The sequence below is a fragment of the Nocardia wallacei genome (genome assembly GCF_029868745.1).
GTDB lineage: Bacteria > Actinomycetota > Actinomycetes > Mycobacteriales > Mycobacteriaceae > Nocardia > Nocardia wallacei_B.
Genome location: NZ_JARWOP010000035.1, coordinates 1 through 26,261, shown reverse-complemented (window position 1 = coordinate 26,261; position 26,261 = coordinate 1). Strand labels below are relative to the sequence as shown.

Genomic DNA, 26,261 nt, shown 5'->3' with positions numbered 1-26,261 from the left:
TGCGCAGTCGATGGGCTCGGTCGGAGACAGCTACGACAATGCGCTCATGGAGAATTTCTTCTCTACGTTGAAGACCGAGCTGGTGTACCGGAACTCTTGGCGCACAAGGGAAGACGCGGAGAACGCCTTGTTCTCCTACATAGACGGCTGGTACAACACCCAACGCATCCAGAAGAAGCTGGATTGGCGATCACCGGACGAGTACGAGGCCAGCTACCATCAACGGGTTCCAGCCGGAACCAGATAATCCGCTCTCCGGCTCAGCGGGGGAACCTCACCCGCCAGGCGTCCGGAGGATTGTCCAGCTCGTCCCGCAGCGCGTTCGCGGTCGAGAACCCTGTCAGCCCGAAGTCGGCAACGTTATCAGTGACGAAGACTGCCACGTCCACCGCGCAAACCCACCGATCGTGTAGCTGGAATCACGACGAAGGAACCACTACCGAAAAGATGTGCCACAACCGTTTTCATGACCACATTGGCCGGAGCCCGTGCAACGAACGCCGCCGCGGCACAGAATTGGACCGATACGACCGTCAGCAAGGCACTAACCTATCGGAGCAATACCTTCATCTGCTGGTTCGCGGTTCCGGCGCTTGCGCCAGCCCCGGACAACCGCCATGGCACCTGTGATAATCAAGCTTGCGATGAGCATGTAATCCTTATCGGGGAGTTGGGAGGATAGCTATCCTAATTTCGAGCTCGCAGAATGCCGCGCGGCGCCAACGATGCCAACAATGTGCGGCCGATCAGCCTCGAGCACGGCCAGCGACCGACCCAAGTAGTCTCTTGCATTCACCCCTCGCCAACCAGCGCTCTGACCGCAGGATGGTCCACCGAACCTAGGCTCCACAGAACCACCCTGAGCGAAGGACGACCAGGGCGACCGCTCCGGACGCCGCCGACGCGGTCATGAGCAATCGAGGACAACCTCCGCCACCCAGCCGACCACCGGCATATGGCCGATGCCGGGCTGGGGCCGTCGGTCGAGCTTTCTCAGGCATGCGGGAGCGATCCATGGGACTCGGGGTAATCACTCGGACCTGTATACGGTCGGCCGATGTGGGATACCCGCAGCCGAAGACGGCCTGCCAAAGAATTATTGACTTGCCATACATTTCCTATAGTCGGCCCGGGCCGAATCGTGACACCGCTTTCTCTCATCGATATTCTTGTATTTTTGGCCACAGATCTCGATCAATTTCTTGTACATGACGTCACAGTTTCCGTTTGCCATCCGGATTTCGCTATGCTGAGCAGACGGCATCTGTTGCGCCACGACCGAACCGGCACCGAGGGTCGATGCAGTACCCGATAGAACGGCAAAGGTGACCGCAACGAGTGAGCTACGCATTTCATCTCCCATGATTGATACAAATCAGTTAGCCGCATGCCTCGTTGGTGAATCAACCTTACCGGTGAGGAAGATTCAAATTGAATAAACTGTCCAGTTGTATAGAAACCGGACCACGCGTAGACACCTATCGAACGCAATCTGGACTGAACCGACACGATGACGCTCAGCCCGACCGTCGCGGGTCATAGCCACGCAGGGTTCGGCTCTTATATTGGGTTCCGCCTTATGGCCTCCCGGTCACCCACGGGAGCATGGCCCCCCGGGTCAGGTTGATACGACTCCGATACTACATCTTTCCCATATAGTATGGGACAGGGCGGCTCTGAAGTCTAGGGATCGAACCAACTTGATCGCGTTGGCGTCGACCAATACCCCGGCAACTGCTCTTTTGGTCGGCGTGATGTGGAACCACCCACCAGCACTGCACCCGACACGTTGCAGGGGGCAATAACCTTGTTGAAGACATTGATCATGTGGCGATTATCGATTTCCATCTTCAGGTCTCCTGCCAGTCCTCGAGAGCACCTCGGCCGTAGAAGATTCTCGAGACGCGACGATGCACCTGTGCGAGAAGGCTTCTCCAGTGACTTCGCCCAGTTGCCGTCAGGTTTCGCAGGAGGGCGCCGGTTACCGTCAGGTCATAGTGAGCGGCTGTAGAATCCGGGCCCACGTGACCGGTGAGTGCCACCGCCCGCGCACTGCCCGAACTGCTCGCACCCGTCGCCGCGAGCCGTGCGGTATTTGCATTACACCTCTTTCAGTTCTGTCCGGCTCCACTACCCGGAACTCAGGCGGCACACCGTTCTGCTCGCTGCCCGTCATACCGAAAGCGCGGAAGCGACAGCCACGCCGCGGCCGCCATTCAGCGGAGCGCCCCAGCCGACACTGCTGACATTGCTGGTGCCTTGATTCAAGCCTTCACCTGCGGAGATCGCCGCGCGAGATCAGCAGGCGCGGCGTGCATTCGGCCAACGGCTACGCGGATTGCGGGCCGCGACCGGCCACACCATCGCGAAGTTCGCTCGCGCTCTGAGCTGGCACCACGTCAAAGTCTGGCGGATCGAACAGGGCCACCAGTTGCCGACCGACCCGGAAATCCAGCAATGGTGCCGCACCGCCGGGGCCGCCGATGTCACCGCCAGCGTGCTCGCTGCCGCCCGCGCGATCGATCCCCGCCGTGCGTCTCGTCCGGGTCGTGTCTGACTTCGCGCTGTTCGCCCTCACATCGTTGGGTGCCCTGGTGGTGTTCGGGCTGGGTGTGCGGTGGTGGCCGCGCCGCATCCCGCCCGGCCGCTCGGTTGCCGACATCACCCGCCGCATCCACGACGAAAACCACCCCCAACCCCGGAAGGACTCTCCGCCCCCCCATGCCGTCCCGGTCCGCCCCGTCGCCGAATGCTCCGCTGACTCGCTTTCAGGCAACAGTCCTTCACGAGTTGGCCGCCCAGCCTGGCACCGTTGCCGCGCTCGCCCGCACCCTCGCCAAGCCACCCAGCCTGATCGAGTGGACCCTCCACACCCTCGAAGACCGCGACGCCGCCCGGATCAAACCCAGCGACGAGGACGAATCCGAGGCTGGGCAACCGCTGGTCTGGCAGATCACCACCTCCGGCCGCGCCCAACTCGCTCACCAGCAAGCCCGCATCAACGCCCACCACCACCCGCCACGCTGACACACTCAGAACCACGTAACTAGCTGGGAGACAAGGCAATACGCATGACCGACCCCGCCTCCGCTGCCGCTTTGCCCGATCACCCGGACGGGCCGCGCCATCCCGCGCCGCTACCACCGGAGCCGCACCTGCGCGCCGCCATGATGTACATGCTCACCGCCCACGACTGCCAGACCGGTGCCGTGGTCTACTCCTTCGGTACTGCCTCGGACGCCACGATCGGCATCAAGGCATACGCGGTCGACAAGGTCGCACCGCTGCCCACCATGCACCCCTATCAGCGCATCGCCCACGCGCTACGGCTCACCGCCCCGATACCACTGTGGGGCTTCGGCTTGGCCTACGACGGACTGGTGTCTGTCGACACCGGACCCGACCCCGACGCCTACCCCACCCTCGAAAGCCAGTCCGGCACGCGCGGCATGTGCGCGGCCCTGCTGTTCGACTACACCGGCAACCGCCGCGACCTCATCCGATACCACGGCACCCAGCAACTCACCGCCGTCCACACCGACGCCGACACCAACCCCCTACCCACCACCCGGCATCCACCGCTACCTGTGGACCGCCGCCGTCGCCCTCGACCCCACCCACCTCGACCGCTTCACCCCACCACGCCCACCCGCCGCAGGCGACGAACCCGACACCCCACTCACCACCGACTCAGCCACCCCCAAACACCCACCGGCACAACCGATCCCGGCACCTAGCTTGCCATCGCGGCCTCTCAGGCTTCCCGGCAACGTCGCCGGGAGGAACCCCGACCCTCGAAACCCCTTGGAAGGAGGTGTATTTCGCATGTTCCACGACTTCGACCCCGAAGACGACGAGACCGGCGGTGAAGGCAAGCACGGCCAGTAACACGCACGCCTGGCCATGGGCACGCGGGTACTCGGCACCCAACCACCGCACCACCGACAGCAGACAGGCAGGTGATTCCGTGACACGGTAGGGGCTGCGCGTCCCCGTTCCCGTCCGTAAACACAGAGGCATCTGAATCCGGGACCGGAACGCACACCCCCAAGGCGAACCTTCCTTTCGTTTCTCGGAGCAGCCCTCCAGCACAATGCCATGCTGGAGGGCTACTCTCATCCCCGCACTGCACGCAGGTATTCACGGCGCGCTTTCGGTGTTCTCGTTCCCTGGGCCTCCAGGGTGCGCCGGGGACCGCCCGCGCCTCACGTCGCTACCCGTTCCAGTAACTCACGCAAGCGGCTCGACCTGCGGCGACCGAGAGGAACGCGAACGCGGCGGGCCGAATGCCGCCGACGCTAAACAAGTGCGATCCTAGCTAGGCGCAAACATGCTGGTAACAGGCGGCTAGAATTACTTTTGCCAGGTAAAGCCATATGGAGGGCGTAACCGAAACGTGACCCCGGCCAGGTGTGCCAACTCCTCGCGACGCAGTCCCTCTACGCATCGGCGGCCGCCGACGTCGGCCAATCCGGCCTGTTCAGGGGCGATCCGAGCCCGCCGCGACTGCAGGAACTCGGTCAACGCAGATCGACGCACAGTGCACCTCACATGACTATGAATACGTACTTCATAATACATGAACTTCCAACTGTCACCGTGTCTGGCAATAGCCGTGCCTCGGGGCGGCTCGACGAGCCGCACGCCGGTTCAGCAGACCCGACCGGCCGGGCAAATCAGCAGACCACGCTATGGAGGTCAGCTGTCGCGGTATCGGCGGATCCCGGCATCGATCGCACCTTCCACCTGATCGAGAAACCCGGCGATGAGCTGGAGATCCCGAACGTCGTACGCGCCCATCAGGTCGCGCCAGGCGCTGACCACAGGTAGGAACACCGGTGCGATCTCGGCGCTGGCCCGTTCCGCCTGGAGTTCCACGACTACCCGTCGACGGTCCGTAGCGTCGCGAGTGCGGACCACGAACCCGGCCCGCTCCAGCCGATCGACCACAGTAGTCACCGCGGCCGTCGTAAGCCCGGTGCGGCGCGCCAGCTCACCAGCAGTGAGCGATCCGCGCTGAAGCAACTGGATGCACTGCAGGTCAGTGGGATTGACCCCGACCACTCCCGCCGCGGTGTGGTTCATCTCCGCAGCACGCAGGGTGGTACTCCGGAGTCGATCTGAGATTTCCCTGATAAGCCGAGCCCGGTCACTTGACAACCTCAAACTCCTTCGCAACTCTGATATCTAGAAAATCTATCCATCTCCAAGCCATACTACCCTTGGGTGCCTCGGTCTGGTGGCGCCCCACGGGCCTTCACCTCGGAGGACGGAAATGCACTATCCCAAACTCGCAACCACGTCATCATGGGTGCGTCGCTTCCTGCTGCCACTGACGGTGGCGACGGCGGCGATCGCCTGCACAGCACAGCCGAGTCAGGCCGACGAACGAAGCACGGTCGTCGAGAAGTACCTGGGCAAATGGAATTACTCCCAGCCGGATCGCGCCACGATGACCAACATCACGGTGTCGGACGCACCGGGCCGTGCCCAGGTTCCCACGATCGGAGATTTCGTGGTGACCGCGGAGGGACCAGACCGAGTCGTCGGCCGCACGGACCTCGGATGCACCTGGAGATTCAAAGCGACCGCTGCCTCGCTGGAGCTGGACCCGCCGGCCCAGCTGTGCCACAACCCCACCCAGAACGTCGAATACACCGTCACTCAATGGACCGTGACCGTGGACGGCGACCAGGAGAAGGAGACCATTCGCGCCAAGACCCACCGCCCGGAGCGCGATTACGACTTCATCCTGGAGAACGGTGTGCGCACGAAGACTGAGGAGTACGACCCCGCCGCCGCGGAGAAGTTCACCGGCACATGGACATACGACCCCGCCGACCCCGCCGCCGGGACCAACATGCGTGCCACGGTCCGACCGGCCCCTGACGGCAGCCGTTCCATGGAGCAGTCGCAGGAGCAAGGGAGCGTGCGGATCATGCGGGACTACGACAACAGAATCACTGCCCGAACCGATGACGGGTGCATATGGTCGCTGTTGGCGCGGGGAAATACCGCCCGGCTCGACCCCGCCGTCCAAACGTGCACGCGGCCCTCATCCGCCGCGATAACCCTGCGGTCCTGGACCATCACCACCGACGGTCGACGTCAAGCCTCGATGGTGACCGGAACCGACGAAATGGGCGGCAACTTCATCCTCGGCACCGGCAGCCTCAGTAGACGCTGATCGCGTGATTACGGTGGTCGCCCGCTGCCTGGCAAGCGACCACCTTCCGCGGAAGTACCACGGCACCAACGCATCGCACCCTGATGAGGAACGAGACTCCGCTCATCGTGGCCGTATCGGGTGACGCGGTCACGCCGCGTGGTTACCGGCGCAACATCAGCAAGGCCCCGGACCGGTAAGAGGGCAGTGCCTCGATATCGCAGGCTCCGGCGCCATGCCACCGCTCCGCACACCACCTGCAATTCGCCGAGACGCCGATCCGTGCCGACCGGTTTAGCCGGCGGCCAGTTGGTCGGTCGCCTCTCGGCCCGCTCCCGTGGTCCGCTGCAGGAAATCTGCGATCAAAGCGAGTTGCTCATCGCTGTACTCACCGCACAACTCGTCCATCAGGGCGTTCATGCCCGAGAAATGCCGGAAAAGTTCCCCACTACGGTCGCGGACCGACCGGACAGTGACCAACCGCCGATCGGCGGAATCGCGCTCACGCACGGCCCAGCCGCCACGCTCGAGCCGGTCGAGGATGCCCGTCATAGTGGCCGGATGTAACCCCGCGAGGCGGGCGAGTGCGCTCGGGCTCAGGCCGCCGTAGCGGTTGACGATGTCCAAGCAATCCAGATCGACGTCCTTGAGCTCGATCCGAGTGCCGACCTGGTGATTGAGCACGGACAGCTGAACGCGCAAGTCCCGCAGCGCCTGCTTGACGGTTGTCACCAACCTCCGGCGCTCGCGCGCTTTACTCACCTTCGACTCGGACTTCATGCCACCAGCCCTCCAGCTCATACGTAACTCCGATGATACGGCAACCGAGTCCAGATGCGGGTCCAGGGCGGCATCCGGCCAGCCGACAACTCAGCCTTATCGCATCAGCTCCAGTTCAAAGTCGCTCCAAGGCTTCTCCGAGTCCCGCCGATCAACCGATCGCCCAGCCATCACCAACTATCGGTGCGTATTATCCGATGATCGCCCGGTCGATAGACGTCGCACATTGACCTTTGGAGATCGAAGCCCCTCCACTCGAGTTGGTCAGCGTGATCGGAGGTTCACGTCGACGGGGATGTGGCGCAGTCTCCGGATTTCCTGGAGCCGAGCTAGGTTGTGTCTCCCAATGATTTGAGCCATTCCACGATGAGGGCCAGCGTGAATCCGCCACGGTAGGTGGTGGCGAGTTTGATGCCCCTATGGATGTCAAGCGGCTGTGGGTAGTGCGGTGGCTGCTGATTCGGGTTCGGTGATGATCCGGTAGAGCTCGCGCGCAACATAGCGTTTGAGGCATCGGATGGCCTCACGCCTGGTTTTGCCCTCGGTTTCGCGGCGGGCAATGTAGTTCTTAGTGGTTGTGTCCCAGCGCAATCTGGCGATGACGACGGTGTAGAGGGCGGAGTTGGCTTGGCGGTCTCCGCCGCGGTTGAGGCGTCGACGGCTGGTTTTGCCGGAGGAGGCTTCGATCGGGCTGACACCGCAGAGCGCCGCGAACGATGCCTCGTTGCGGAGACGGTCGGGGTTGTCGCCGGCCGCGATGAGCAGCGTGGACGCGGTGCGGGACCGACGCCGTAGCAGTCGAGCAGTGCTGGATGTGATGTGGTGATCGCGGCGGCGATGTGGGTGTTGAGATCTTCGACTTCCTCGGTCAGGGCCAGGATCCGCCGTGCCAGCGACCGCAGCGTGTAGGCCGCGGCAACGGTGCTGGTGGTGGGTGCGTTGCAGTCGAGTTCGGCGCAGCGACGGACCAACCGCGCGTTGCTCAATCCAGTCAGTGATTCACGCAGTGCCGGGTCGGTGCGCACGATAATCGCCTTGAGCTGGTTGATCGCCTGCGAGCGAGACTTGATCGCGGAATCCTTCGCCGTCTTGAGCATCCGGAGGATTTCCGCAGCTCCATCGCCGGTTTTGGCGATTGCTGACGCGCGACCGGACAGCACCGCACGGGCCGCAGCTTCGGCATCGATGACGTCGGTTTTGCCGCGACGCCGCCGATTAGCCTTGTCGGGCCGGTTGACTTCGAGAACTGATATCCCTGCAGCGCGCAGGGCGCGCGTTATCGCGATGCCGTAGGAGCTGGTGCCTTCGACGCCGGCTCGCTCGAGTGTTCCGAAACCACGGGCCCAGTTCAGCAACTGCCGGTATCCGGTTGCGGTAGTGGGAAATCGGTTGTGTCCCAGTGACTGTCCCCGTGTGCTGATAATGAACGCGACGTGGAAGTCCTTGTGGGTGTCGACGCCGAGGATCACAGTCTCCTCGCCGGTGTCGGGTTGGCCTGAGCGGTCGTCACGGGGGATGCTGGGCACGGGTCGGCTGTCTCCTGATCGGCTTTTGGGGGACCGAGCTGGCCGCCGCCGGGCCGAGTGGGCGGTCAGGACTGTGACGGTGCCTTGTTCACGGCAAGGCCCCTATCGGGACACGCCCCGCCGGTTCGGCGGCAGCAAGCACCGCCCCGGCGATGGTCGACAGATCAAACTCAAGGCACTCGCGGCCAGTCGTAACGCGGGTCATCCCATCACCCCGGGGCGGCACCCATTCATCATCACAGTCGTAGCCCCCTCGGAGTCAGCAGTGGGGAATCATCGACTGAGAACGGCTCCCAGGACCGCCGACCGAACCAAGCGATACCCCACTCGCCACGACGGAGACCTGCGATGACACGAACGCCCACGCCCTGCGGAAGACCCCCGCACGACCAGCACTGGTCGACCGCACGGCCCGATGAGTGGAATCCACGACAACCACGGCCCGTGGTGGCGCCGATTGTTCCCCGCCCGCTCCACCAGCCACCCTCTCGCCCTACCGTGGCGATGCCGGCCGGTGAGACCCATTCATGGGACAGCCGCGACACGGTGGCGGTACTGATCGACGCGGAGAACGTTCCCGCGCACCGGATCGGCATCGTCCTTGCTGCCGCCACCGAGTTCGGAACCGCTCAGATCCGGCGAACCTACGGCGACTGGAGCCGGCCGAGCCTCGCCCCGTGGCGCAACCCGGTGACCGCCTACGCGATTCGCCCGATCCAGCAGTCCGGCTACACCACCGGCAAGAACGCCGCCGACATCGCGCTGGCCATCGACGCAATAGACCTGCTGCACGCCGATGGGATTCGCACCTTCGTGCTCGTGTCGAGCGACTCCGACTTCACCGGTCTGGCGCTGCGCTTGCGCGAATCCGGCTGCCGCGTCCACGGATTCGGCGAGAACAAGACCCCGAAACCTTTCACTGCGGCCTGCACCCACTTCACCTACCTCGACATCCCAGCGGCCCGCGCCACACCCACGCCGGCCCCCGGACCGGCCAAGCCCCAACCCCGCCCACGGTCCGCGCCCACTCCGCCGCAGCCACCGAAGGTCACCAAGAACAATCCCCTCGCCCTGGATACCGCTCTGTGTCACCAGCTGCGGCAGATCGTGCACGAGGCCGCCGACACCGACGGCTGGACCAACCAGGCCACCCTCGCCTCGAAAGCCGCCACACGCATCCCCGGATTCGACACCAAACGCTACGGACACGCGAAATTCGGCAAATTCGTCGTCGCCTGCGGCTTGTTCGACGTCTGCAAACGCAGTCCCGGCCCGGGTAAGCCGAAGGTCACCTACCTGCGCAACAAACCCCACTGACCGGCTGGCCTCGCAATCGCGGTGTCCACGAACTGAGACGTCACCTGCGGTCCCTGCCTGCGGATCCTCGGCGACCACGCACCGGCAGGGGATGCGACGCAGTTGCCACTGTCCGACCGCGACCAGGAGCCCGGAATTGCGTAGCGTCCCAGCGTCTTTCGGCACCGGCTCACCGGCAGCTGGTATTCAGTTGCCATGCTCTGGTCATCCACCGTGGCGGGGGTTGGGGGTTCTTGACCGAGGCCAGGCGGCGCAACAGTTTCTCCAGGGGCAGGTAGAGGTCGGCGGCGAGGTCGTTCATGGTCTGCAGCATGGTGGCGCTGTCGAGGTCGTGGGCGATGAGGATTTCGTCGAGCACCATCGCGCTGAATACCTGCCGGCGGGTCAACGCCACCTCGGGCAGCCAGTTCACCAGCCACGTGTCCCCATCGAGCCCGGCCGCCGCGACCCGTGCGGCGAATCCGGGAGAATTGACACTCGTGATCCGCCACGGGGTCGCCTCGAGCGCCGTCAGATACCTCGACGCCGACGCGGGATGGGTGTCCATCCATTCCCGCAAGCTGTCCGGACGTCGCCGGCGTGCACGCTCGGCATGAGCCTGCCCGGGCGCCGGTTCGGGCAGCGGGCGCTGCTCGGCGGCGGGCGCGGTGCGGTCCCGCAGGTTGTTTTTCAGCCGGGCCAGCCCTGTGTCCACGTCGTTGGTGAAGGTGCCGACCCGCTCGGTGAGAAAGCGGTCGAGGTGGTGGATGGCTTGGGTGATCGGCACCTGTTTGGCCGGTGGCCGGGCCTGTTCGGCGTTCATGCCCATCGCTCGTCTCCCTGGTCTGGGTTGAGGACATGGATATCGGCGTCGAAGGTGATCTCGTTGGGACCCGTGCCGGTATTCATCATCGCCTCGATCTTCTTCCGTGCTCTCCTCTTGTGAGAGCGGACTGTGTCTACCGGGATGCCGGTGATGTCTGCCGCCTCGCGGTCGGACAGCCCGACGTGCCACACCATCAGCGCAAGCTGGTACTCCGTCGGCGACAACGTCAGGGTCAGCGCTTGCAGGAGCCGGCGTAGCTCCTGCTCCTGCAGCACCTGCTCGGCCGGACCGGCGGTATCGGTCGGGCCGCGATGCAACGGCACATCAGCGTCGGTGTAGAGGGCGACGGGCACAGTCGGGCCGGCGCACAGGCGCACCTGCGTCCGAGTACGGGCCGGTGCACCGGCTCCGGCTCGTGCGAGATGGTGTCAGCGGTCGTCCTTGAACCAGCGCAGGACGGTGCCGAGCTTGCCGACGGCCGCAGCGTGGTCGACCTCGCCGTTCGGCCGGGTTCTGGTGGCTTTGGTGACGCGGCCGGTGGCGGTGGAGTACCGCAGGTCGACGACGACCTCGTCGCGGGTGAGGCTGACGCGGCCGTGGCCGTCGTTGTGCGCCAGCCAATTCCGGAAGCCGCCCTCGGCCTCGAGGCGCTGACATTCGGTGGTGCCGACGGTGACGGGGCCGGTCACTGTGGAGGGCAACGGTGAAATTCTCCCCATTCCTCCACAAGCTCTCGGAAGTGACACCGCCGGTGGCGATGCCGTAGCCGTACCAGCGGCCGTCCTCGCCACGCTGGTACGGACGGGGCCGCCCGAAAACCGCATTCGTTCCCTGTACGACGATCGAATCGGCACCGAGCGCGGCCAGGTCCGCAACGCTGGACACCTGTGCCGGCTCCTCGGCGCCCACCGGCGTGCCCGACTCGCTGCTCTGCGGTCCCGGCGACGGCTCGACTCCGCGCGGGGTGACTGCCGCTGCGATGGAGGCGTTCAGCACAGGCTCGTGCACCGCTGTCTGTGCGATCTCGATAAGGGTGCACAGGCGCACGAGTCGGCCCTGGACGGTCGTCATCGATTCGTTCAGTGCCGTGGAGGTGCCCTCGCCGAGTTGCTCGGCGGCGCCGGCCTCGAGTGCCGCGTCGATCTGGGCGAGCTGCTCCTGCACCTGCTCGCGGACGTGGAAGTAGTCGCGGACCGCTGCCTGCACCTGATCGATGACGCGTCGCTGGGCGGCGTCTAGCCGCGTTGGCAAACGGGACACATTGTTCTTGCTCACGAGTTCTTCCAACAGCCCCAGCGGGCCAGCATCTGTGAACTGGCCCGAGTCGACGACCGGAGAGGGTCCCGGCCGCACTCGTCCCCGAGACCAGTGTTCGGCAACTAACAGGCTACCGCGCTTCAGATCGACAGATGATGCCTTATTATTCGAAACTATGTTCGACCACGGACGGCGAGGTTCGGTCACGGCATTGCCGCGTGACCTGCAGCTCGCCGAACTGCTCTGTTGACTGCACCAAGTCCTGTTGGCTACGAAGGAGTTGGTGTGTCGGATGATCTGCGTGATCGTGTGATGAATGGCTTGGTTGAGCTTCCGCGGCTCGGTGCAGTGGTCGCTGGGCCGGGGCAGTTGCCGCCGTTTGTGGTAGTGGATGAGCGTCAGGTGGTGGTGGAGCCGGCGGTGCGGTTCCTGCGGGATTTGGCGTTGAGCGATGCGAGTCCGTTGACGTGTAAGAGTTACGGCTTCGACTTGCTGCGGTGGTTCCGGCTGCTGTGGCTGCTGGAGATCGGTTGGGAGCAGGCGTCGGAAGCCGAGGTGGCGTTGCTCGTCGGCTGGATGCGGACGGCACCGAATCCGCAGCGGCAGCGGCGCCGCGCCGGAGGCCCGACGGCGGGTTCGGTAAATGCTCGGACGGGGAAGAAGTTGTTGCGGGCGGGGTATGCGCCGCGGACGATCAATCATTTTCTGTCGGCGGTCTGGGGGATGTATGCCTATCACGGCAGTTTCGATCGCGGTCCGGTGATCAATCCGGTGCCGGAGTCCGCGGAGCGCCGTCGGGCGTTCGCGCATCTGAGTCCGTGGGAGCCGAAACCTGTTGTGCGGCGGGCGCGTTTGCGGCAGAAGGTGCCGGTGACGCAGCCGCGGTCGATACCGGATCGGCTGTGGGACGAATTGTTCGACGCGATGCGCACCGACCGGGACCGGGCGTTGCTGCTGTTCTATGTGTCCAGCGCGGCGCGGGCCAGCGAGCTGCTGGGCGTGGAGTTGCCGGATGTCGACTGGGGCGGGCTGAGGATCTGGGTGGTTTCGAAGGGCAGCCGAGCGCGCGAGGACATTCCCGCGGACCCGCAAGCGTTCGTGTATCTCGCACGATATCTGGAACAGGACGGCCTGCCAGCGTCCGGTGAACCGGTGTTCCGGACGCTGCGTGGAGAGGCGCGGCCGTTGTCGTATTGGGCGATGCGGCGGGTGCTGCAGCGGGCCAACGATCGGCTGGGCACGAACTGGACGCTGCACGATCTGCGGCATACGGCCGCGATCCGTCTGGTCGGGGATCCGGCATTGACGCTGGTGGAGGTCCAGCGGATTCTGCGGCACGCCAACCTGTCCACGCTGAGTGTCTATACCAGGGTGCGGGTGGAGGACATGTTCGATCGGCTGCAGGAGCATTACGCGCGGCCGCGGCCGACGGTGTCGTACCCGGTCGGCTACAGCGCCGACGACATACAGGCGGTGTTCGGTGGCTGATCCGGTCCTGCCTTCACCGGCGCGAAGTCGGCGCCCGACTGGGCGGCACCTCGACGCGAATGGTCTGTCGACTCGCTTCTGCACCGATCTCAAGGCCGAACCCGCTCCCGCACCGGCGGATCCACCGCGACCGTGCGGTGACCTCGTCGCGGCGCCCGCCGACCGAATCCTCGAGGCCGCCTACGACGTATGGTCCGGACAGGCGCGATCGGCCCGTAACAAGAAGACGCGCGGGCTGCGCCTCGTTCTCGAGTACCTGCAGACTTTCGACGGGACGACGTGGACGCAGCGATGGCTGGCCGCCGGGCTCGACGAGCGCCACACTCCCCCTCACCGAGACGTTGTCCGGCGGCCGGTCCTGCCAGCGCGAAAGTCTGCACGCAGGGATCGCGACCTTGTTCGCGATGCGGATCGTGCAGCCCTCGGTGCCCGGCTTTCGTTCGTACACGCTGATCAACTACCCGGCCGTATTTCGCTCGGTGCAGCGAGATCCGTTGCTCGACAAGGTCTTCGCCGAGGCGGAAACGTGCGCCCACATCATGCGGTATCACCGTGTCCGCGCGTTGCTGGACCTGTGCTGTGCGCTGACGACGCAGGGAGTCGCGCTGGCCGACCTGACGCCGTCGGCGTTGCTGCACTACTCCTACGAATGCCGCCGTCACGCAGTGACTCCCGGCGCGCGCGGCAAGACCAATCGCATCGCGGGCAATGTGGCCTGGGAGCTGCTGCACACCATGGGGCACTTTCCGCCGTCGACACCACCGACCCTGCGGGCGTTCGTGTTCAACCCACAGCCCACCGTCGAGCAGCTCATCGACCGGTACCGGCTCCGCAGTCCCGAGATCCGCCAGCTCCTCATCGACTACCTGACCCGCCGGATGCTCGACTCCGATCACCGCAGCCTCGATGGCCCGCGTGCTGGCCGGACACTTCTGGGCCCGGATCGAGACCATCAATCCCGCTCATCCCAGCACTCTGACCATCGACCAGACCACCTACGAGCAGTGGCGCGAAACGATCAACTGGTGCGCGAACGGAACACGCCGCAGCAATCCGCAAAGTCTTCTGATGACCATCCGCGGCTTCTACGCCGACCTGCACAGCTGGGCCGCCGAGTCCCCGCAGACTTGGGCGCGATGGGCGGCGCCGTGGCCCGATTCCGTACGGGGAGCTGCGCGGCGGCGGCACTCGACGGCGCCGGGTGAAGGAGCGGATCGACAACAGGATGCGGGAGCGGCAGCCGCTGCTGCCGGCGCTGGTCGAGCATGTCGAGACCGAATACGAGCGGGTGCGCGCTCTGCTGGCGGCGGGTGCGGCCGTCGAGTCCGGTCCGGTCACCCATCACGGCCGTCGCTACGAGCGGATCATCTCCGGCCACGATCGCACCAACCCCGAACACACGTCGGTCCGGCTGCGCGATCTCGACACCGGCGAGGTCACCAACGTCACCTCCGCCGAGGAGCTGCTGTTCTGGCGATGGGCGGCCATGGAGGTCCTACGGCTGTCTGGGATCCGGATCGAAGAACTGGTGGAGTTGAGCCAGCTCAGTATCCGTCAGTACCGGCGGGCAGGTGGTGAAGTCATCGCGTTGCTGGTGATCGCGCCGTCCAAAACCGACCGTGAACGCGTCATCCCGATGTCGGCCGAGCTGTTCCACGTGATCGCGCAGATCGTCAAACGGCACACCGCCGGTGGCCGGGCGATCCCACTGGTTCACCGGTACGACGACAACGAGCGCGTCTGGATCGACGAGCCGATGCCCTATCTGTTCAGCGCCGCGTCGGCAGTCTGCTCAAAGTCATCGGAAGAACCACCGTCCTGGACTGGCTGAAAAAGGCGTGCCGCGAACTCTCATCGACGAATCCAGCCTTCCGCGATCTGCACTTCACACCGCACGACTTCCGGCGCTTGTTCGCCACCGAGCTGGCCAACAGCGGACTGCCCATTCATATCGGTGCGGCGCTGCTGGGCCACCTCAACCTGGAAACCTTCCGCGGCTACGTCACCGTCTTCGACGAGGACGTCGTGCGCCACTACCAAGCACATCTCGACAAGCGACGGCGGCTGCGGCCAGCTGAGGAATATCGCGGTGTCACCGACACCGAGTGGAACGACTTCGTCGAACATTTCGACAAACGCAAAGTCGAACTCGGCGGCTGCACCAGGCCATACGGCACCGGCTGCCAGCACGAGCACGCTCCATTGACTGAACTAACTCCCGGGGTTCGGCAGGTCGGGGGGCACGTGGTTCGGGCCCGGTCGGTAGCTTGCCCGCGTGATCGAATCCGAGGAGAACCACCGCGATCTCGCGAGTCTGATGGTGCCGCGTTCGGGACGGTTGGAGGCCACCGGCGAACACTCCGAGCCGTATCGACTGCTGGATGGCGGCGGGGTCGTGGTCGAACCGGTGGCGTTGTTTCTGCGAGAGCTGTTCGCGGCGGGGCGGTCGGCGACAACGTTGCGTTCGTATGGCATGGATCTGTTGCGGTGGTGGCGATTCCTGCATGCGGTCGATATCGGCTGGGACCGCGCGACTCGGGTCGAGGCTCGCGATTTCAGTTGCTGGATCCAGCTGACGGTGAAGCAACGTCGTCACGTCGATCGTTCCAGCAGTGCTGGTTTGGTGAATAGTGTTGCGGGAGCACCGAATCCGATCACTGGAAAGCCTGCACTGGTGGACGGGTACGCCCCTGCGACGGTGGCGCACTCGGAGACGGTGTTGCGGGGCTTCTACGACTTCCACCGCGACGCGGGCACCGGGCCGATCCTGAATCCATTCCCGCTCGATCCATCCCGGCGTTCCCGGCGAGCGCACGCGCACCACAATCCGATGGATGGGTGTGCGCGCGAACGGGTGGGCCGTTACCGGCCGAAGGTTCCGCATCGGATTCCCCGCGCGATTCCCGATCAGCGGTTCAACGAGTTGTTCGCCGCATTGGGGTCGCATCGGGACCGGGCGCTGGTGGCGTTCTGGATCTCGACCGGGGTGCGGGCGTCGGAGCTGCTGGGGCTGCGGAACTGCGACGTCGACCCGGGCCAGCAACTGATCACCGTGGTGCGCAAGGGAACTCGCGCCGCACAACAGGTGGCGGCGTCGGCGGATGCGTTCGTCTGGCTGCGGTTGTATCAGGAACAACTGCACGACCAGATCCCTCGGGGCCGCGTCCAGCCGGTGTGGTGGACGCTTCGGCGACCGCGGCGGCAGTTGAATTATCATGCGGCGCATCGGATGTTCGAGCGCGCCAACGCTGGCCTCGGCTCGGACTGGACCTTGCACGATCTGCGCCACTCCGCAGCCTCCAGAATGGCTCGCGATCCGCAGCTGACGTTGAGCGACGTGCAGCTGGTCATGGGACATGCGCACCTGTCCACCACCGAAATCTACCTGACCCCGAATACCGACGAGGTGATCGCCGGAGTGCTGGCCCACCATGCCCGCACCGCCGAACAGCGCGACAAACCGGTGCCGCCACCGCCGGCACCCGGCTACGACCCGCAGACAATGAGCGTGTTGTTCGGGAGGAACCTGTGACCTCCATCGTCAAGCACAGCACCCGCAAACCACTCGCCGCCGCCGCGACGGTCGCCGCCGAGCAACGGCCGCGAAATGGTCAGCTGCGCACCGAATTTCCGCCACGGCCCGTCGAGAGATGGTGGCCGCACACGGCAGCGACAGCCGAGCAGGTGCAGCAGCGGTTGACCGCTCCACCGTTCGTCCCCACGGCGAAAGGCACCCGGGCCGGGCGACGACGCGGAGTGACCAAGATACTGCGGTGGCTGTCGTCGTTCCCGGGTGACACCTGGCAGGATCGCTGGCAGGTCAGCGGCGCCGAGGAGCATCCGGGAGCGGAATGGATAAAGCTGCCGATGGCGTGGCTGGCAGCGCACGGCGGAACCACCTCCTACGACTCGACCGATCTGCCGTCCGGGTTGCTGATGCTGATCTGCGGAGATGTGCTCCGCCCCGGCATGGGTTGGATGCTGACCCGGACTCACCGGTATCTCGCAACAGTGATGGCGCAGGTCAGAGATCCGAATGGGTTCGCTCGGCTGACCGAGCTGGCCGCCGCCGGACCGGCCAGCTCCCAGGCTGACGCGAAGATCGCGACGACCCGCATCGCCGTAGTCCTGGCCTGCAAGGGCGGCACCATCACCGACATCGCCGTCGGTGACTGCGCGGAACTGGTCGACACCATGCGCCGAGTCCAGACCCGCGGCGGACAGAAGAAGGTCGACTTCTATCTCCGATTGCGCTCTATAGGCGTCTTCGGCGAACACTCGCCGCACAGCGTCCGCGCGTTCGGGCTGGCCGGTGGACGGCTGACGATCGAGCAGTTGGTCGACCGCTACCGCATCCATTGCCGACCGATCCGCGGCCTGCTCATCGACTACCTGCGTGAACGGCAGCCGTCCCTGGACTTCGCCAGCATCGACGCGGTCTCGAGGACGCTGGCCGGCCTGTTCTGGGCCCGCATCGAGACAATGTCTCCCGGCATCGACACCCTGCAGATCCCGACGGACGTGATGCGCGACTGGAAACACGGCCTCGGCACCGTCGAACGCACGACGATCAGCAGCACTGGCGAACGGATCAAAGTGCCGGTGCCGCGGCTGAACCTGAAAGACGAACTGATGCGAGTGCGGGCCCTCTACCTCGACATCGCGCACTGGGCCGTCGAGGACCCGGCTCGCTGGGGACCATGGGTCGCGCCCTGCCCGATCACCAACGCCGAAATTCAGAAGGCCAAGGAACGCAAGCACCGCAAGGCCCGCATGGACCAGCGCACCCGCGAACGGCTGCCCGTCCTGCCCATCCTCGTGGCCACCGTCAACGACCGGCGGCTGGCAGCGGCCAGGCTCCTGGCCGCAGTACAAGCGGCAGAACCCGGGGCGATCATCGACGGAACGGCCGGGACACTGCGAAAAGCTGTTGTTCCCAACGCGATCGGGCGATTCGTCTGGGCCGAGGAGGTCACGACCGGCAAGCGGCGCAACGTGTCCTACGAAGAAGAGGAAGCGTTCTGGGCGTTCGCGACCATCGAGGTCCTGCGGCTGACCGGCATCCGCTGCGAGGAATTACTCGAACTGTCTCACCACAGCATCACCGAGTATCGGCTGCCCGGCACGGGCGAGCTGGTGCCGCTGCTGCAGATCGCACCGTCCAAGACCGACACCGAGCGCCTTCTCCTGGTCAGCCCCGAGCTGGCCGACATTCTCAGCACCATCGTGCAGCGCTTACGCAACCCGGCCGGCTCCATCCCGCTGATCGTCTCCTACGACGTCAGGGAGAGAATCTGGAACCCGCCCATGCCAGTGCTGTTCCAGCGCGGAATCGGCAACGAACACCGCGCCTATACCCCGACCGCGATCCGCAAGCTGCTCATCAACGCCCTCGCCGCAACCCGGCTCACCGACCCGAGCGGCGACCCACTGACCTTCAGCCCTCACGACTTCCGCAGAATCTTCGTCACCGACGCCATCATGAACGGCCTGCCACCGCATATCGCGCAGGTCATCTGCGGTCACAAGAGCATCGATACGACCATGGGCTACAAGGCCGTCTACCCTGCGGAAACGATTGAGGCGCACCGGGCTTTCATCGCGCGCCGCCGGTCCGTTCGGCCCGGCGAAGAATACCGCACTCCGACCGACGAAGAATGGGATGCATTCCTGTCCCACTTCGAAAAGCGGAAGGTGTCCGTCGGGACCTGCGCGCGAGCATTTTCCACGCCGTGCATTCATGAGCACGCATGTGTCCGGTGTTCACTCCTGAGACCGGACCCGGTCCAACGAGCCAGGCTCGAAGAGATCCGAGACAATCTCGAAGCCCGCATCATCGAGGCCAAACGCGAAGGCTGGCTCGGTGAAGTCGAGGGCCTGCAGGTCAGCTACAGCGGCGTCAACGAAAAACTCGCCCAGATCGACGCCACGCTCCAGCGAACCACGGCAGCTACCGAACTTGGCATCCCCGGATTCGATGCCATCTCCGGAAGGGCCTCTGCCCCATGAGAATTAAGTTCAGCGAATGACAACGGATTCCGGCCGAATGCGAAGGGCCGTTTCGCGTTGAGAGCGTGACGCCGTTGCCGTCAGGCCTTGCATGCAGGACGGTGGGCTACGGCTGGGGCAGCGCCCGAACGAGCACTGCTTCAACCTCTCGCGGGGCACCGCCGGCAACGTCTACGGAGAACACGGCTTCGAACGGGCCTCCAGAGCGCACCGCCGGGTGCGCGAGGAACTCGGCTTTCTGGCACAGCCTGGCCGCCCCTGCGGTCCCGAACGCTGTTCCGCCAGCGAGGATCAAGATGGTGCTGCTGACATTGAACGGGCTGCTGGCACGAACCACGACGCCGTGGTCAGTGCGAGTCTTCTTGCCGTCGGGAGTACGTATCCTGGACCATGTTTGACCTGATTGGCGGTCATGCACCGCCGAACGCTCTCTTGAGGGTGGCGCGAGACTGCCGAACCCTACATTGACATTGAGCCGCGCCAAGGCGTCCGCCGTCAGAGCGTTGGTCCCGGGACCGCCGATCAGAATCAGGTTGCTGCGCCAGTCGTCATCGTTCAGCCTGTTTGACGGCCGCACAACCAGTTTGCTGATCCCCAGAGCGCTCACCGTCTCCTGCAACGTGACCAGGGCGACGACATCGCCCAGGCCCACCCATTCGGTTCGTTCGATGGTCTGGACTTCGCCAACCTGGTGGATCGGGGTGATCACTCGGAATCCACTGTTCGCGAACGGTTTCCAGAAGGATCGAGTACTTCGCGTTCGCCATCGGCTGCGAGCCTGATTGCTCGACAGCCCTACACCGAGCGCGATTCCCGCAGCCAGAAGATTGATTCCAAGATCCTGAAGCTCCTGCACACCGTTATCCTGCCGCATTTGCTCTGCGCCCAAACAGATCATCTGGCAGGCGTATCGGTTCCCGCCCCAAGCGGCCCATGAACCAAACCTCGTGCACGAACAAGTTCAGAGAAGCCTGCATCCGCTGCCCGATGCTCGCGGTCAACCCTAAGATGCTGCCCCGCCTCGACGGCATCGAGAAAGACCTCCTCGACCGCCGGGGCCGGGCCGAACGCGAGGAGTGGCTCGGCGAGATCGAGGGAATCGACCTCACCCTGACATTCCTGCAGCAGAAGCGCGAACAGACCGAACGCCTGGCCCGCCTCACACCGACCGGTCCGACGATGCTGACATTGCAACGCGCCCGGCCGAACGAATAACCCACAACCCGATCACGGAGGTGTCGTCGCAGAAGGCCCAGCAGGTCAACGCCGCCCTGCGTCGCCCGAGGACGTTGTCGCGCCAGTGGCCGTCGAGTTGGGCGATGCATTCGCGCACGCCGATGGTGCGGTAGCCGGCTTGGTGACGCAGGGCGATGCTGGCGTGGTTCTCGGGAAGATCGAGGTCTGCAGGGTCCGCAGGCCGACGTCGGCGCGATGACCTGGGTGTGGAGCAGGGCGCCCGCGCATGCCCTCAGCGACGTAGACGAAGGTTCGGCAACGCCGCGGTAGCAGTCACGGCCCGAGACCGGGCTGGCGACAGCCCAGCCGACGACCTGGCCGTCGATTTCGGCGATCCACCGGTGACCGAGGCAGCCATCGCGCGTCGAGGTCGTCGCGGCCGGGAACGGCGGTGTCGAAGGTGGTATATCCGGTGGCGATGCCTTCGCCGTAGACGCGGCGCACCGCTTCCCGACCGGCGTCGTCGAGGGCGCGGACGGTGACATCGTCGGGGATGTTGTCCAGGCCGCGCTTCCGCACTCACCGGGATCCCGGTCAGCCGCACCGTCGACAAGGTCGGTCCCCGGACTGTGATGACCACCGGTTCCCTTTCCAACATGGCCGCGCACGCGGTAGTGGCATTGGCGCGGCATCCAGTGGTGATCTACGCGGGCTGGGTCGCGGCCGGGGTGGCGATGGGGCAATGTTGTATCGTCCGTGCTCACAGCACTGACCCGCTGGTGGGGCGATCGGCGCCTCACCGGGCCGCTGGCTATCTCCGTCACGGACCCGTGCCGGTCGGCTTACCCTGAGCGTCTGAACCGCGTTCGGCAGGCAGTTCGGTGACGGCCTGACCGTTGCCACGGATCGGCATGCTGGAGACCAGCACGATCAGGACAGAGCCCAGCGCGGTGACACCACCGAGCATCGCCGCGGCGCCGAGACTGACACTGGCGACGTCGCGAATATTGGAAGAGCCGTTGCCCGATAGCAGATCGCGCAGTCCACCGGTGTGAGAACCCTCTACGACAGTCTGGAACGTCGGCCCCTTGCCGTTGAGGTACAGCAGCGTGCAGAACACCGACAGTGCCTGCCCGGCACTGCAGCCCAGCACGAGCAGGGCGAGCGCGGTGCTCCCCTCGCGCAGGTACAGGACGATAGCGAGGACCGTGGCGATCGCCGCAGCGGCGGTGAGGATTCCCCAGGCGGCGCTGATGTGCGTCGGGTGCACGCCCTCGCCCCACGTGTGCGCGGTATTCGAGTCGGTGGGGCTCTGCGTCCGGCCGAAGGCGTTTGCCAGCACCCGCCCGTTCGGCCCCTGCGCGACCAGCCAGGGCTGAAACAGGAGAACGATAGTGGCGAGGCTCAGCGCTGCCGCACAGAGGAAACCCCAGTATGCGCGCAGGTCGCGACCCGTCAACGCGAGATCGCTTGCCTGCCTCCCGTATACGAACCGCGGAAGCTCAACCTCGTTGCTACGCCGTGGATCCGACTGAACCATTCTCCTCAGCCCGAGAAGTTGTTCACACCCGTTGACCGGTGCGGCGAACGTGGATCGCCACCCCACCGTCGGTCGAATACCTGGCTCGCATCGGCGAACGACTGGACGACCATCGGAATACCGAAACACCACGCACGCGGCCGACCACACCACGGTATCACCTGGGGAGATGATCACACGGCAGCTGCAAACTGCCCTCGGGCCACCGTATCCGGTGACGGTCGCTCCCGGTTATCCGCGAGCCGATTTGCCACGGTGCGGGTGTTTACGGCATCTTTACTGCTCGGTGTGCCGGGAAGTCTGGTCGGCGAGTCGTGCCCGTGACCTCGGGTGAGGCAGGTCAGACCGACGGAAGGCGCGCTGGGTGAACTGCAGTGGAATGACCTTGACGGAACTACAGGTGCCCGGCCCAGGCCGAGCCCGGCCCTGCGGGGAGTCATGCCTCACAGATGGCCGAGGACTTCCCACTGGCGGGGATGGAAGCCGATGCGCTAGCCCCGGCGCGGCTGCTCGGCGTAGTCGCGACGTACGGGAATGGCTGCCCCAACGCAGTGGTGTCGGCGGCGCAGATGACACCGTTGACGGTACCGCGCTACGCGCGCCACGATTCGTGGCCGGTCAGGCTGGCACACGAGCCGATGTGCGACCACGTGGTAGCCGACTCACGGGGCTAGACGGTGCGCGACGCCATCCCCGAGTGGCTGGTCGAGGATCCAGCGGCGAAGGGAGTCGAGCCGGCCTGGCCGCGGGTGCGGATGTCGGAGCGGCGCTGGTGAACTCGCATCCAGATCGCCCCACCGATCTGATCGAGGAGTGTGGTCGGTGACCGCCTCCGCGATCGCCGCAGTCGTCGTCTTCGCTGTGGCCTATGTGCTGATCGCCACCGAGCGAATCCACAAGACCACCGCCGCACTCGCTGGTGCGGCGATCGTGCTGGCGTTCGGGGTCGTCGGGTCGGCCGACAGCTTCTTCTCCCACGACACCGGTATCGACTGGAATGTCATCTTCCTGCTGCTCGGAATGATGATCATCGTCGGGGTCCTGCGGCAGACCGGTGTCTTCGAGTACACCGCGATCTGGGCGGTCAAGCGCGCCAAGGGTTCTCCGCTGCGGGTGATGATCCTGCTGACCCTCATCACGGCGGTGGCGTCGGCGTTCCTCGACAATGTGACCACCGTGCTGCTCATCGCGCCCGTGACGTTGCTGGTGTGCGACCGTCTCGACATCAATCCGACACCCTTCCTGATCGCCGAGGTCCTGGCGTCCAACATCGGCGGCGCCGCCACCCTGATCGGGGACCCGCCCAACATCATCATCGGCAGCCGCGCCGGGCTGACGTTCAACGACTTCCTCGTCCACATGGCGCCCTTGGTGGTCATCGAACTGGCGGTTTTCACAGTGATCCTGCCCTGGTTGTTCCGTGGCAGCTTTACCGTCGACCCCGCGCGCGCTGCCGATGTGATGGCCTTGGACGAACGTGAGGCGATCCGTGACCCGAGGTTGCTGATCAAATGCGGTCTCGTGCTGGGTGGGGTGTTCGCGGGATTCATCGGGCACTCGCTGTTCCACGTCGATCCGTCGGTGGTGGCGCTACTCGGAGCCGGCGTGCTGGTGCTGATTTCCGGTGTGCCGCAGCGGGAGTACCTGTCGGCGGTGGAGTGGGAGACGCTGCTGTTCTTCGCCGGGTTGTTCGTGATGATCGGCGCGCTGGTCAAAACCGGGGTTATCGAAGACCTGTCGCGGCTCGCGGTCGACGCGACCGGTGGGAATGCGCTGGTCGCCACAATGCTGATTCTGGTGGTATCAGCGGTGCTGTCCGGCGTGATCGACAACATCCCCTATGTGGCGACGATGAGCCCGCTGGTCGCCGAACTGGCCGGAGGAATCGACCAAGACGGCCACGTGCTGTGGTGGTCGCTGGCCGCGGGCGCGGACTTCGGTGGCAACCTCACCGCCGTCGGCGCCAGTGCCAACGTGGTGATGCTGGGCATCGCGAAACGCGCCGACACCCCGATCTCTTTCTGGGAGTTCACCCGCAAGGGTGCGATCGTCACAGCGATCACCATCGCCATCGCCGCTCCCTACCTGTGGTTGCGCTACTTCTTCTGGGGATGACGACTCCCGATACCGGGAGTAGCGCGGGATCGGTCGGCGTGCGGGATCGGTTGCCGGTGCCTCTCGCGCGCACAAGGGGTTGCGCTGTGCTGGGTCTTTACGGCATGTTGACAGTCAGGAGTGCCGGGAAGGCTGGTCGGCAGCTCGGCCCACAGCGGATCGGGTTCGAATTTCCGCTATGGCCGGAAGGTGCTCGACCCGTGATACAAAAATTCGCCAGAGAACTCTTATCAGGCCTGACCGTGGCGATCGTCGCGTTGCCACTGGCCATCGCCTTCGGCATCACTGCGACCGGGAGCTCGCAAGGTGCGCTGGTCGGTCTCTACGGCGCGATCTTCGCTGGATTCTTCGCGGCCGTGTTCGGCGGAACCCCCGGCCAAGTCACCGGCCCGACGGGCCCTATTACCGTGGTGGCAACCGCGACCATCGCCGCACACGGTCTCGAGGCAGCGTTCCTCGCGTTCGTCATGGCCGGCGCATTTCAGATCGTCTTCGGGCTCTGCCGGCTCGGCTCGCTCATCCGCTACATACCGCATCCGGTGGTTTCCGGGTTCATGGGCGGAATAGCGCTCATCATCATCGGCGGCGAGTTGGATCAAGTGCGGGACAGTCTTCTGCTGGTAGCACTCACCATTTTCCTGCTCTTGGTTTTCGGCAGGCTCGTCAAAGCGATCCCGGCGAGCTTGATCGTCCTTCTCCTCACCACCGCGATATTGCCGCTGTTGGAGCCGTGGCTGCGGGGGCTCGAGATCGGTCCGTTCTCGATCAACAAGGCAGTCGGTTACATCGGTGCGATTCCGGAGTCGCTGCCCTCGTTCGACGTCCCTGAATTCAGTGGGTCGCTGGTGGTGCAGCTGCTGTTGTCGGCGCTGGCTATCGCGGTTCTGGGCTCCATCGACTCGCTGTTGACCTCTGTGGTCATGGACAACATCACCGGCACTCGTCACCGCAGCAACAAAGAACTCGTCGGGCAAGGGATCGGCAACATCGCCAGTGGGCTGTTCGGTGGCCTGGCCAGTGCCGGCGCGACGGTTCGGTCGGTGGTCAACATCAGAAGCGGTGGCCGCACCGCGGTGTCGGCGGCCATCCACAGTATCGTCCTGCTGGTTTTCGTCGCCGGACTCGGCGTCGCCGTGCAATATATTCCGCTCGCTGTGCTGTCGGGGATCCTGATTCTGACCGCAGTCGGCATGTTCGACTGGCAAGCCATGCGGAAAGCCCACGTGTCTCCCAAGGGAGACATGGCCGTGTTGTTCGCGACGATGATCATTACTGTCGTCGTCGACCTCACCATCGCCGTCGCCACCGGCATCGCACTGTCGCTGCTGATCCACCTGCTCCGGTCCCGGCGGCACAAGGCCGTTGTCACGCAAGACGACTCCGACACGTATCGTATCGACGGGCCGCTGTCGTTTTTGTCGGTCGACAGAGTATTTTCCTCCCTCCGCGACAGCCGGACCGACGTGTCACTGAACCTGGAGAAGGTCACCTACATGGACACCTCCGGCGCCCGTGCGCTGCTGTATTTCATCGACCACTCCCACAGGGAAGGCATTCAGGTCAGTATCGAACAGCTCCCGGTGCACATCGAGAACCGATTGACAGCTCTCGCCGACGACGCGCAACGCGACCGATTGGAGACAGCCGTCCGACCGGCGTGACGGCAAGGACCCTTCGAGGGCGTGTCCGGCCACGCTTGACCAGTACGGCTCTCCGTCACCGCAGTGATCTTGACGGTTTTCATGCGAGCGATCAACACCGGCACTGTCGTATCCTGCGGGTGTGCACGCATCGCAGATGGCCGAGGAATATCCGGTGGTCACCATGGACACCGACGCGCTGGATGCCGCACGACTGCTGGCCGAGCATCGACTGCCCGGCATCCTGGTCACCACGGCCGACGGGCGGCCCGAAGCGGTACTTCCGGCCTCGCAGGTCGTTCGGTTCCTGGTGCCGCGGTACGTGCAGGACGATCCGTCACTGGCCGGGGTGATCGACGAATCGACCTGCGATCGGATGGTGACGAAGCTGCGTGGCAAGAAGGTCCGCGACGTCATTCCCGAGCGGTTGATCAAGGTGCCC

25 protein-coding genes and 4 pseudogenes are annotated in these 26,261 nt (G+C 64.9%); 17 read left to right on the top strand and 12 right to left on the bottom strand.

The features are described from left to right. The 4 genes from QH470_RS01595 to QH470_RS01580 form a co-directional block, all read left to right on the top strand. Positions 1 to 247: IS3 family transposase (locus QH470_RS01595; RefSeq protein WP_425302573.1), on the top strand; the 247-nt coding region annotated here is incomplete at its 5' end. Between the two features lie 2,037 nt (positions 248 to 2,284). Next, positions 2,285 to 2,557: a helix-turn-helix domain-containing protein gene (locus tag QH470_RS01590; RefSeq protein ID WP_280270432.1), complete on the top strand. Its 273-nt coding sequence runs from the start codon at positions 2,285 to 2,287 to the stop codon at positions 2,555 to 2,557. 233 nt (positions 2,558 to 2,790) lie between these two features. Further along, positions 2,791 to 3,027 (top strand): hypothetical protein, encoded by a 237-nt coding sequence (locus tag QH470_RS01585; protein ID WP_280270431.1) that lies wholly within the window; start codon positions 2,791 to 2,793, stop codon positions 3,025 to 3,027. A 44-nt stretch (positions 3,028 to 3,071) separates the two neighbouring features. Further along, positions 3,072 to 3,737, top strand: a complete 666-nt coding sequence (locus tag QH470_RS01580; RefSeq protein WP_280270430.1) for a hypothetical protein — start codon at positions 3,072 to 3,074, stop codon at positions 3,735 to 3,737. A 658-nt stretch (positions 3,738 to 4,395) separates the two neighbouring features. Here the strand turns inward: QH470_RS01580 and QH470_RS01575 are convergent. Together QH470_RS01575 and QH470_RS01570 are read right to left on the bottom strand one after the other, a co-directional pair. Beyond that, a pseudogene (locus QH470_RS01575) lies at positions 4,396 to 4,581 on the bottom strand (hypothetical protein); the annotation flags it as partial. 117 nt (positions 4,582 to 4,698) lie between these two features. Then, on the bottom strand, positions 4,699 to 5,085 hold the full coding sequence (locus tag QH470_RS01570) for a MarR family transcriptional regulator (RefSeq protein WP_280270429.1): 387 nt from the start codon (positions 5,083 to 5,085) through the stop codon (positions 4,699 to 4,701). Positions 5,086 to 5,275: 190 nt separating this feature from the next. Here QH470_RS01570 and QH470_RS01565 point away from each other — a divergent pair, with 190 nt between their 5' ends. Beyond that, on the top strand, positions 5,276 to 6,187 hold the full coding sequence (locus tag QH470_RS01565) for a hypothetical protein (RefSeq protein WP_280270428.1): 912 nt from the start codon (positions 5,276 to 5,278) through the stop codon (positions 6,185 to 6,187). Positions 6,188 to 6,460: 273 nt separating this feature from the next. Here QH470_RS01565 and QH470_RS01560 read toward each other — a convergent pair whose 3' ends face one another. From QH470_RS01560 to QH470_RS38170, 3 genes and pseudogenes are all read right to left on the bottom strand, one after another. Then, on the bottom strand, positions 6,461 to 6,967 hold the full coding sequence (locus QH470_RS01560) for a MarR family transcriptional regulator (protein WP_280270427.1): 507 nt from the start codon (positions 6,965 to 6,967) through the stop codon (positions 6,461 to 6,463). Between the two features lie 405 nt (positions 6,968 to 7,372). Beyond that, positions 7,373 to 7,705: a transposase gene (locus QH470_RS38175; RefSeq protein WP_425302574.1), complete on the bottom strand. Its 333-nt coding sequence runs from the start codon at positions 7,703 to 7,705 to the stop codon at positions 7,373 to 7,375. A 272-nt stretch (positions 7,706 to 7,977) separates the two neighbouring features. Further along, positions 7,978 to 8,415 (bottom strand): annotated as a pseudogene (locus QH470_RS38170) (IS110 family transposase); the annotation flags it as partial. Between the two features lie 561 nt (positions 8,416 to 8,976). Between QH470_RS38170 and QH470_RS01550 the strand changes: the two are divergent. Beyond that, positions 8,977 to 9,789 carry an NYN domain-containing protein gene (locus QH470_RS01550; RefSeq protein WP_280270425.1) on the top strand — a complete coding sequence of 271 codons (813 nt, stop codon included), beginning with the start codon at positions 8,977 to 8,979 and terminating at the stop codon, positions 9,787 to 9,789. 169 nt (positions 9,790 to 9,958) lie between these two features. Here the strand turns inward: QH470_RS01550 and QH470_RS01545 are convergent, their stop codons facing one another. Genes QH470_RS01545 through QH470_RS01535 form a run of 3 tightly spaced genes read right to left on the bottom strand, consistent with a single transcriptional unit; the run spans position 9,959 to position 11,295 of the window. Next, positions 9,959 to 10,597, bottom strand: a complete 639-nt coding sequence (locus QH470_RS01545; RefSeq protein ID WP_280270424.1) for a hypothetical protein — start codon at positions 10,595 to 10,597, stop codon at positions 9,959 to 9,961. Beyond that, positions 10,588 to 10,971: an RNA polymerase sigma factor gene (locus tag QH470_RS01540; protein ID WP_280270423.1), complete on the bottom strand. Its 384-nt coding sequence runs from the start codon at positions 10,969 to 10,971 to the stop codon at positions 10,588 to 10,590. Before QH470_RS01540 ends, QH470_RS01545 begins: the two co-directional genes overlap by 10 nt. Positions 10,972 to 11,022: 51 nt before the next feature. Beyond that, positions 11,023 to 11,295, bottom strand: a complete 273-nt coding sequence (locus QH470_RS01535) for a hypothetical protein (protein ID WP_280270422.1) — start codon at positions 11,293 to 11,295, stop codon at positions 11,023 to 11,025. 301 nt (positions 11,296 to 11,596) lie between these two features. Here QH470_RS01535 and QH470_RS01530 point away from each other — a divergent pair, with 301 nt between their 5' ends. The 5 genes and pseudogenes from QH470_RS01530 to QH470_RS38070 all read left to right on the top strand — a co-directional run. Further along, positions 11,597 to 11,833: a hypothetical protein gene (locus QH470_RS01530; protein ID WP_280270421.1), complete on the top strand. Its 237-nt coding sequence runs from the start codon at positions 11,597 to 11,599 to the stop codon at positions 11,831 to 11,833. 420 nt (positions 11,834 to 12,253) lie between these two features. Then, on the top strand, positions 12,254 to 13,339 hold the full coding sequence (locus tag QH470_RS01525) for a tyrosine-type recombinase/integrase (RefSeq protein ID WP_280270420.1): 1,086 nt from the start codon (positions 12,254 to 12,256) through the stop codon (positions 13,337 to 13,339). 404 nt (positions 13,340 to 13,743) lie between these two features. Further along, a complete protein-coding gene (locus QH470_RS01520; RefSeq protein ID WP_280270419.1) occupies positions 13,744 to 14,544 on the top strand; it encodes a hypothetical protein in 801 nt (266 codons plus the stop codon). Further along, positions 14,541 to 15,170 (top strand): hypothetical protein, encoded by a 630-nt coding sequence (locus tag QH470_RS01515; RefSeq protein WP_280270418.1) that lies wholly within the window; start codon positions 14,541 to 14,543, stop codon positions 15,168 to 15,170. Before QH470_RS01520 ends, QH470_RS01515 begins: the two co-directional genes overlap by 4 nt. Then, positions 15,080 to 15,295: pseudogene (locus tag QH470_RS38070) on the top strand (hypothetical protein); the annotation flags it as partial. The gene QH470_RS01515 and the pseudogene QH470_RS38070, both read left to right, overlap by 91 nt. On the opposite strand, the gene QH470_RS38065 reads toward QH470_RS38070, so the two are convergent. Next, on the bottom strand, positions 15,191 to 15,529 hold the full coding sequence (locus QH470_RS38065) for a hypothetical protein (protein ID WP_342228414.1): 339 nt from the start codon (positions 15,527 to 15,529) through the stop codon (positions 15,191 to 15,193). The pseudogene QH470_RS38070 and the gene QH470_RS38065 overlap by 105 nt on opposite strands. Before the next feature lie 85 nt (positions 15,530 to 15,614). Here QH470_RS38065 and QH470_RS01505 point away from each other — a divergent pair, with 85 nt between their 5' ends. Both QH470_RS01505 and QH470_RS01500 read left to right on the top strand, forming a co-directional pair. After that, on the top strand, positions 15,615 to 16,871 hold the full coding sequence (locus QH470_RS01505; RefSeq protein WP_280270417.1) for a tyrosine-type recombinase/integrase: 1,257 nt from the start codon (positions 15,615 to 15,617) through the stop codon (positions 16,869 to 16,871). A 335-nt stretch (positions 16,872 to 17,206) separates the two neighbouring features. Then, positions 17,207 to 19,348 (top strand): tyrosine-type recombinase/integrase, encoded by a 2,142-nt coding sequence (locus QH470_RS01500; protein ID WP_280270416.1) that lies wholly within the window; start codon positions 17,207 to 17,209, stop codon positions 19,346 to 19,348. A gap of 106 nt (positions 19,349 to 19,454) precedes the next feature. Here the strand turns inward: QH470_RS01500 and QH470_RS01495 are convergent, their stop codons facing one another. Further along, entirely contained in the window at positions 19,455 to 20,204 is a 750-nt protein-coding gene (locus QH470_RS01495) for a hypothetical protein (RefSeq protein WP_280270415.1), read from the bottom strand. Positions 20,205 to 20,335: 131 nt separating this feature from the next. Between QH470_RS01495 and QH470_RS01490 the strand changes: the two genes are divergently transcribed. Next, on the top strand, positions 20,336 to 20,563 hold the full coding sequence (locus QH470_RS01490) for a hypothetical protein (RefSeq protein WP_280270414.1): 228 nt from the start codon (positions 20,336 to 20,338) through the stop codon (positions 20,561 to 20,563). Between the two features lie 40 nt (positions 20,564 to 20,603). Here QH470_RS01490 and QH470_RS01485 read toward each other — a convergent pair. Both QH470_RS01485 and QH470_RS01480 read right to left on the bottom strand, forming a co-directional pair. Beyond that, positions 20,604 to 21,085, bottom strand: a pseudogene (locus QH470_RS01485) (GNAT family N-acetyltransferase); the annotation flags it as partial. Between the two features lie 259 nt (positions 21,086 to 21,344). Continuing rightward, the gene (locus QH470_RS01480) at positions 21,345 to 21,983 is read right to left on the bottom strand and encodes a hypothetical protein (RefSeq protein WP_280270413.1); all 639 of its coding nucleotides are present in this window, start codon (positions 21,981 to 21,983) and stop codon (positions 21,345 to 21,347) included. A 903-nt stretch (positions 21,984 to 22,886) separates the two neighbouring features. Here QH470_RS01480 and QH470_RS01475 point away from each other — a divergent pair. The 3 genes from QH470_RS01475 to QH470_RS01465 form a co-directional block, all read left to right on the top strand. Next, positions 22,887 to 24,179: an ArsB/NhaD family transporter gene (locus QH470_RS01475; protein ID WP_280270412.1), complete on the top strand. Its 1,293-nt coding sequence runs from the start codon at positions 22,887 to 22,889 to the stop codon at positions 24,177 to 24,179. Positions 24,180 to 24,379: 200 nt separating this feature from the next. Then, positions 24,380 to 25,840, top strand: coding sequence for a SulP family inorganic anion transporter (locus QH470_RS01470; RefSeq protein WP_280270411.1), 1,461 nt, complete (start codon positions 24,380 to 24,382; stop codon positions 25,838 to 25,840). A 121-nt stretch (positions 25,841 to 25,961) separates the two neighbouring features. Beyond that, the coding region (locus tag QH470_RS01465; protein WP_280270410.1) for a CBS domain-containing protein at positions 25,962 to 26,261 on the top strand (300 nt) is incomplete at its 3' end.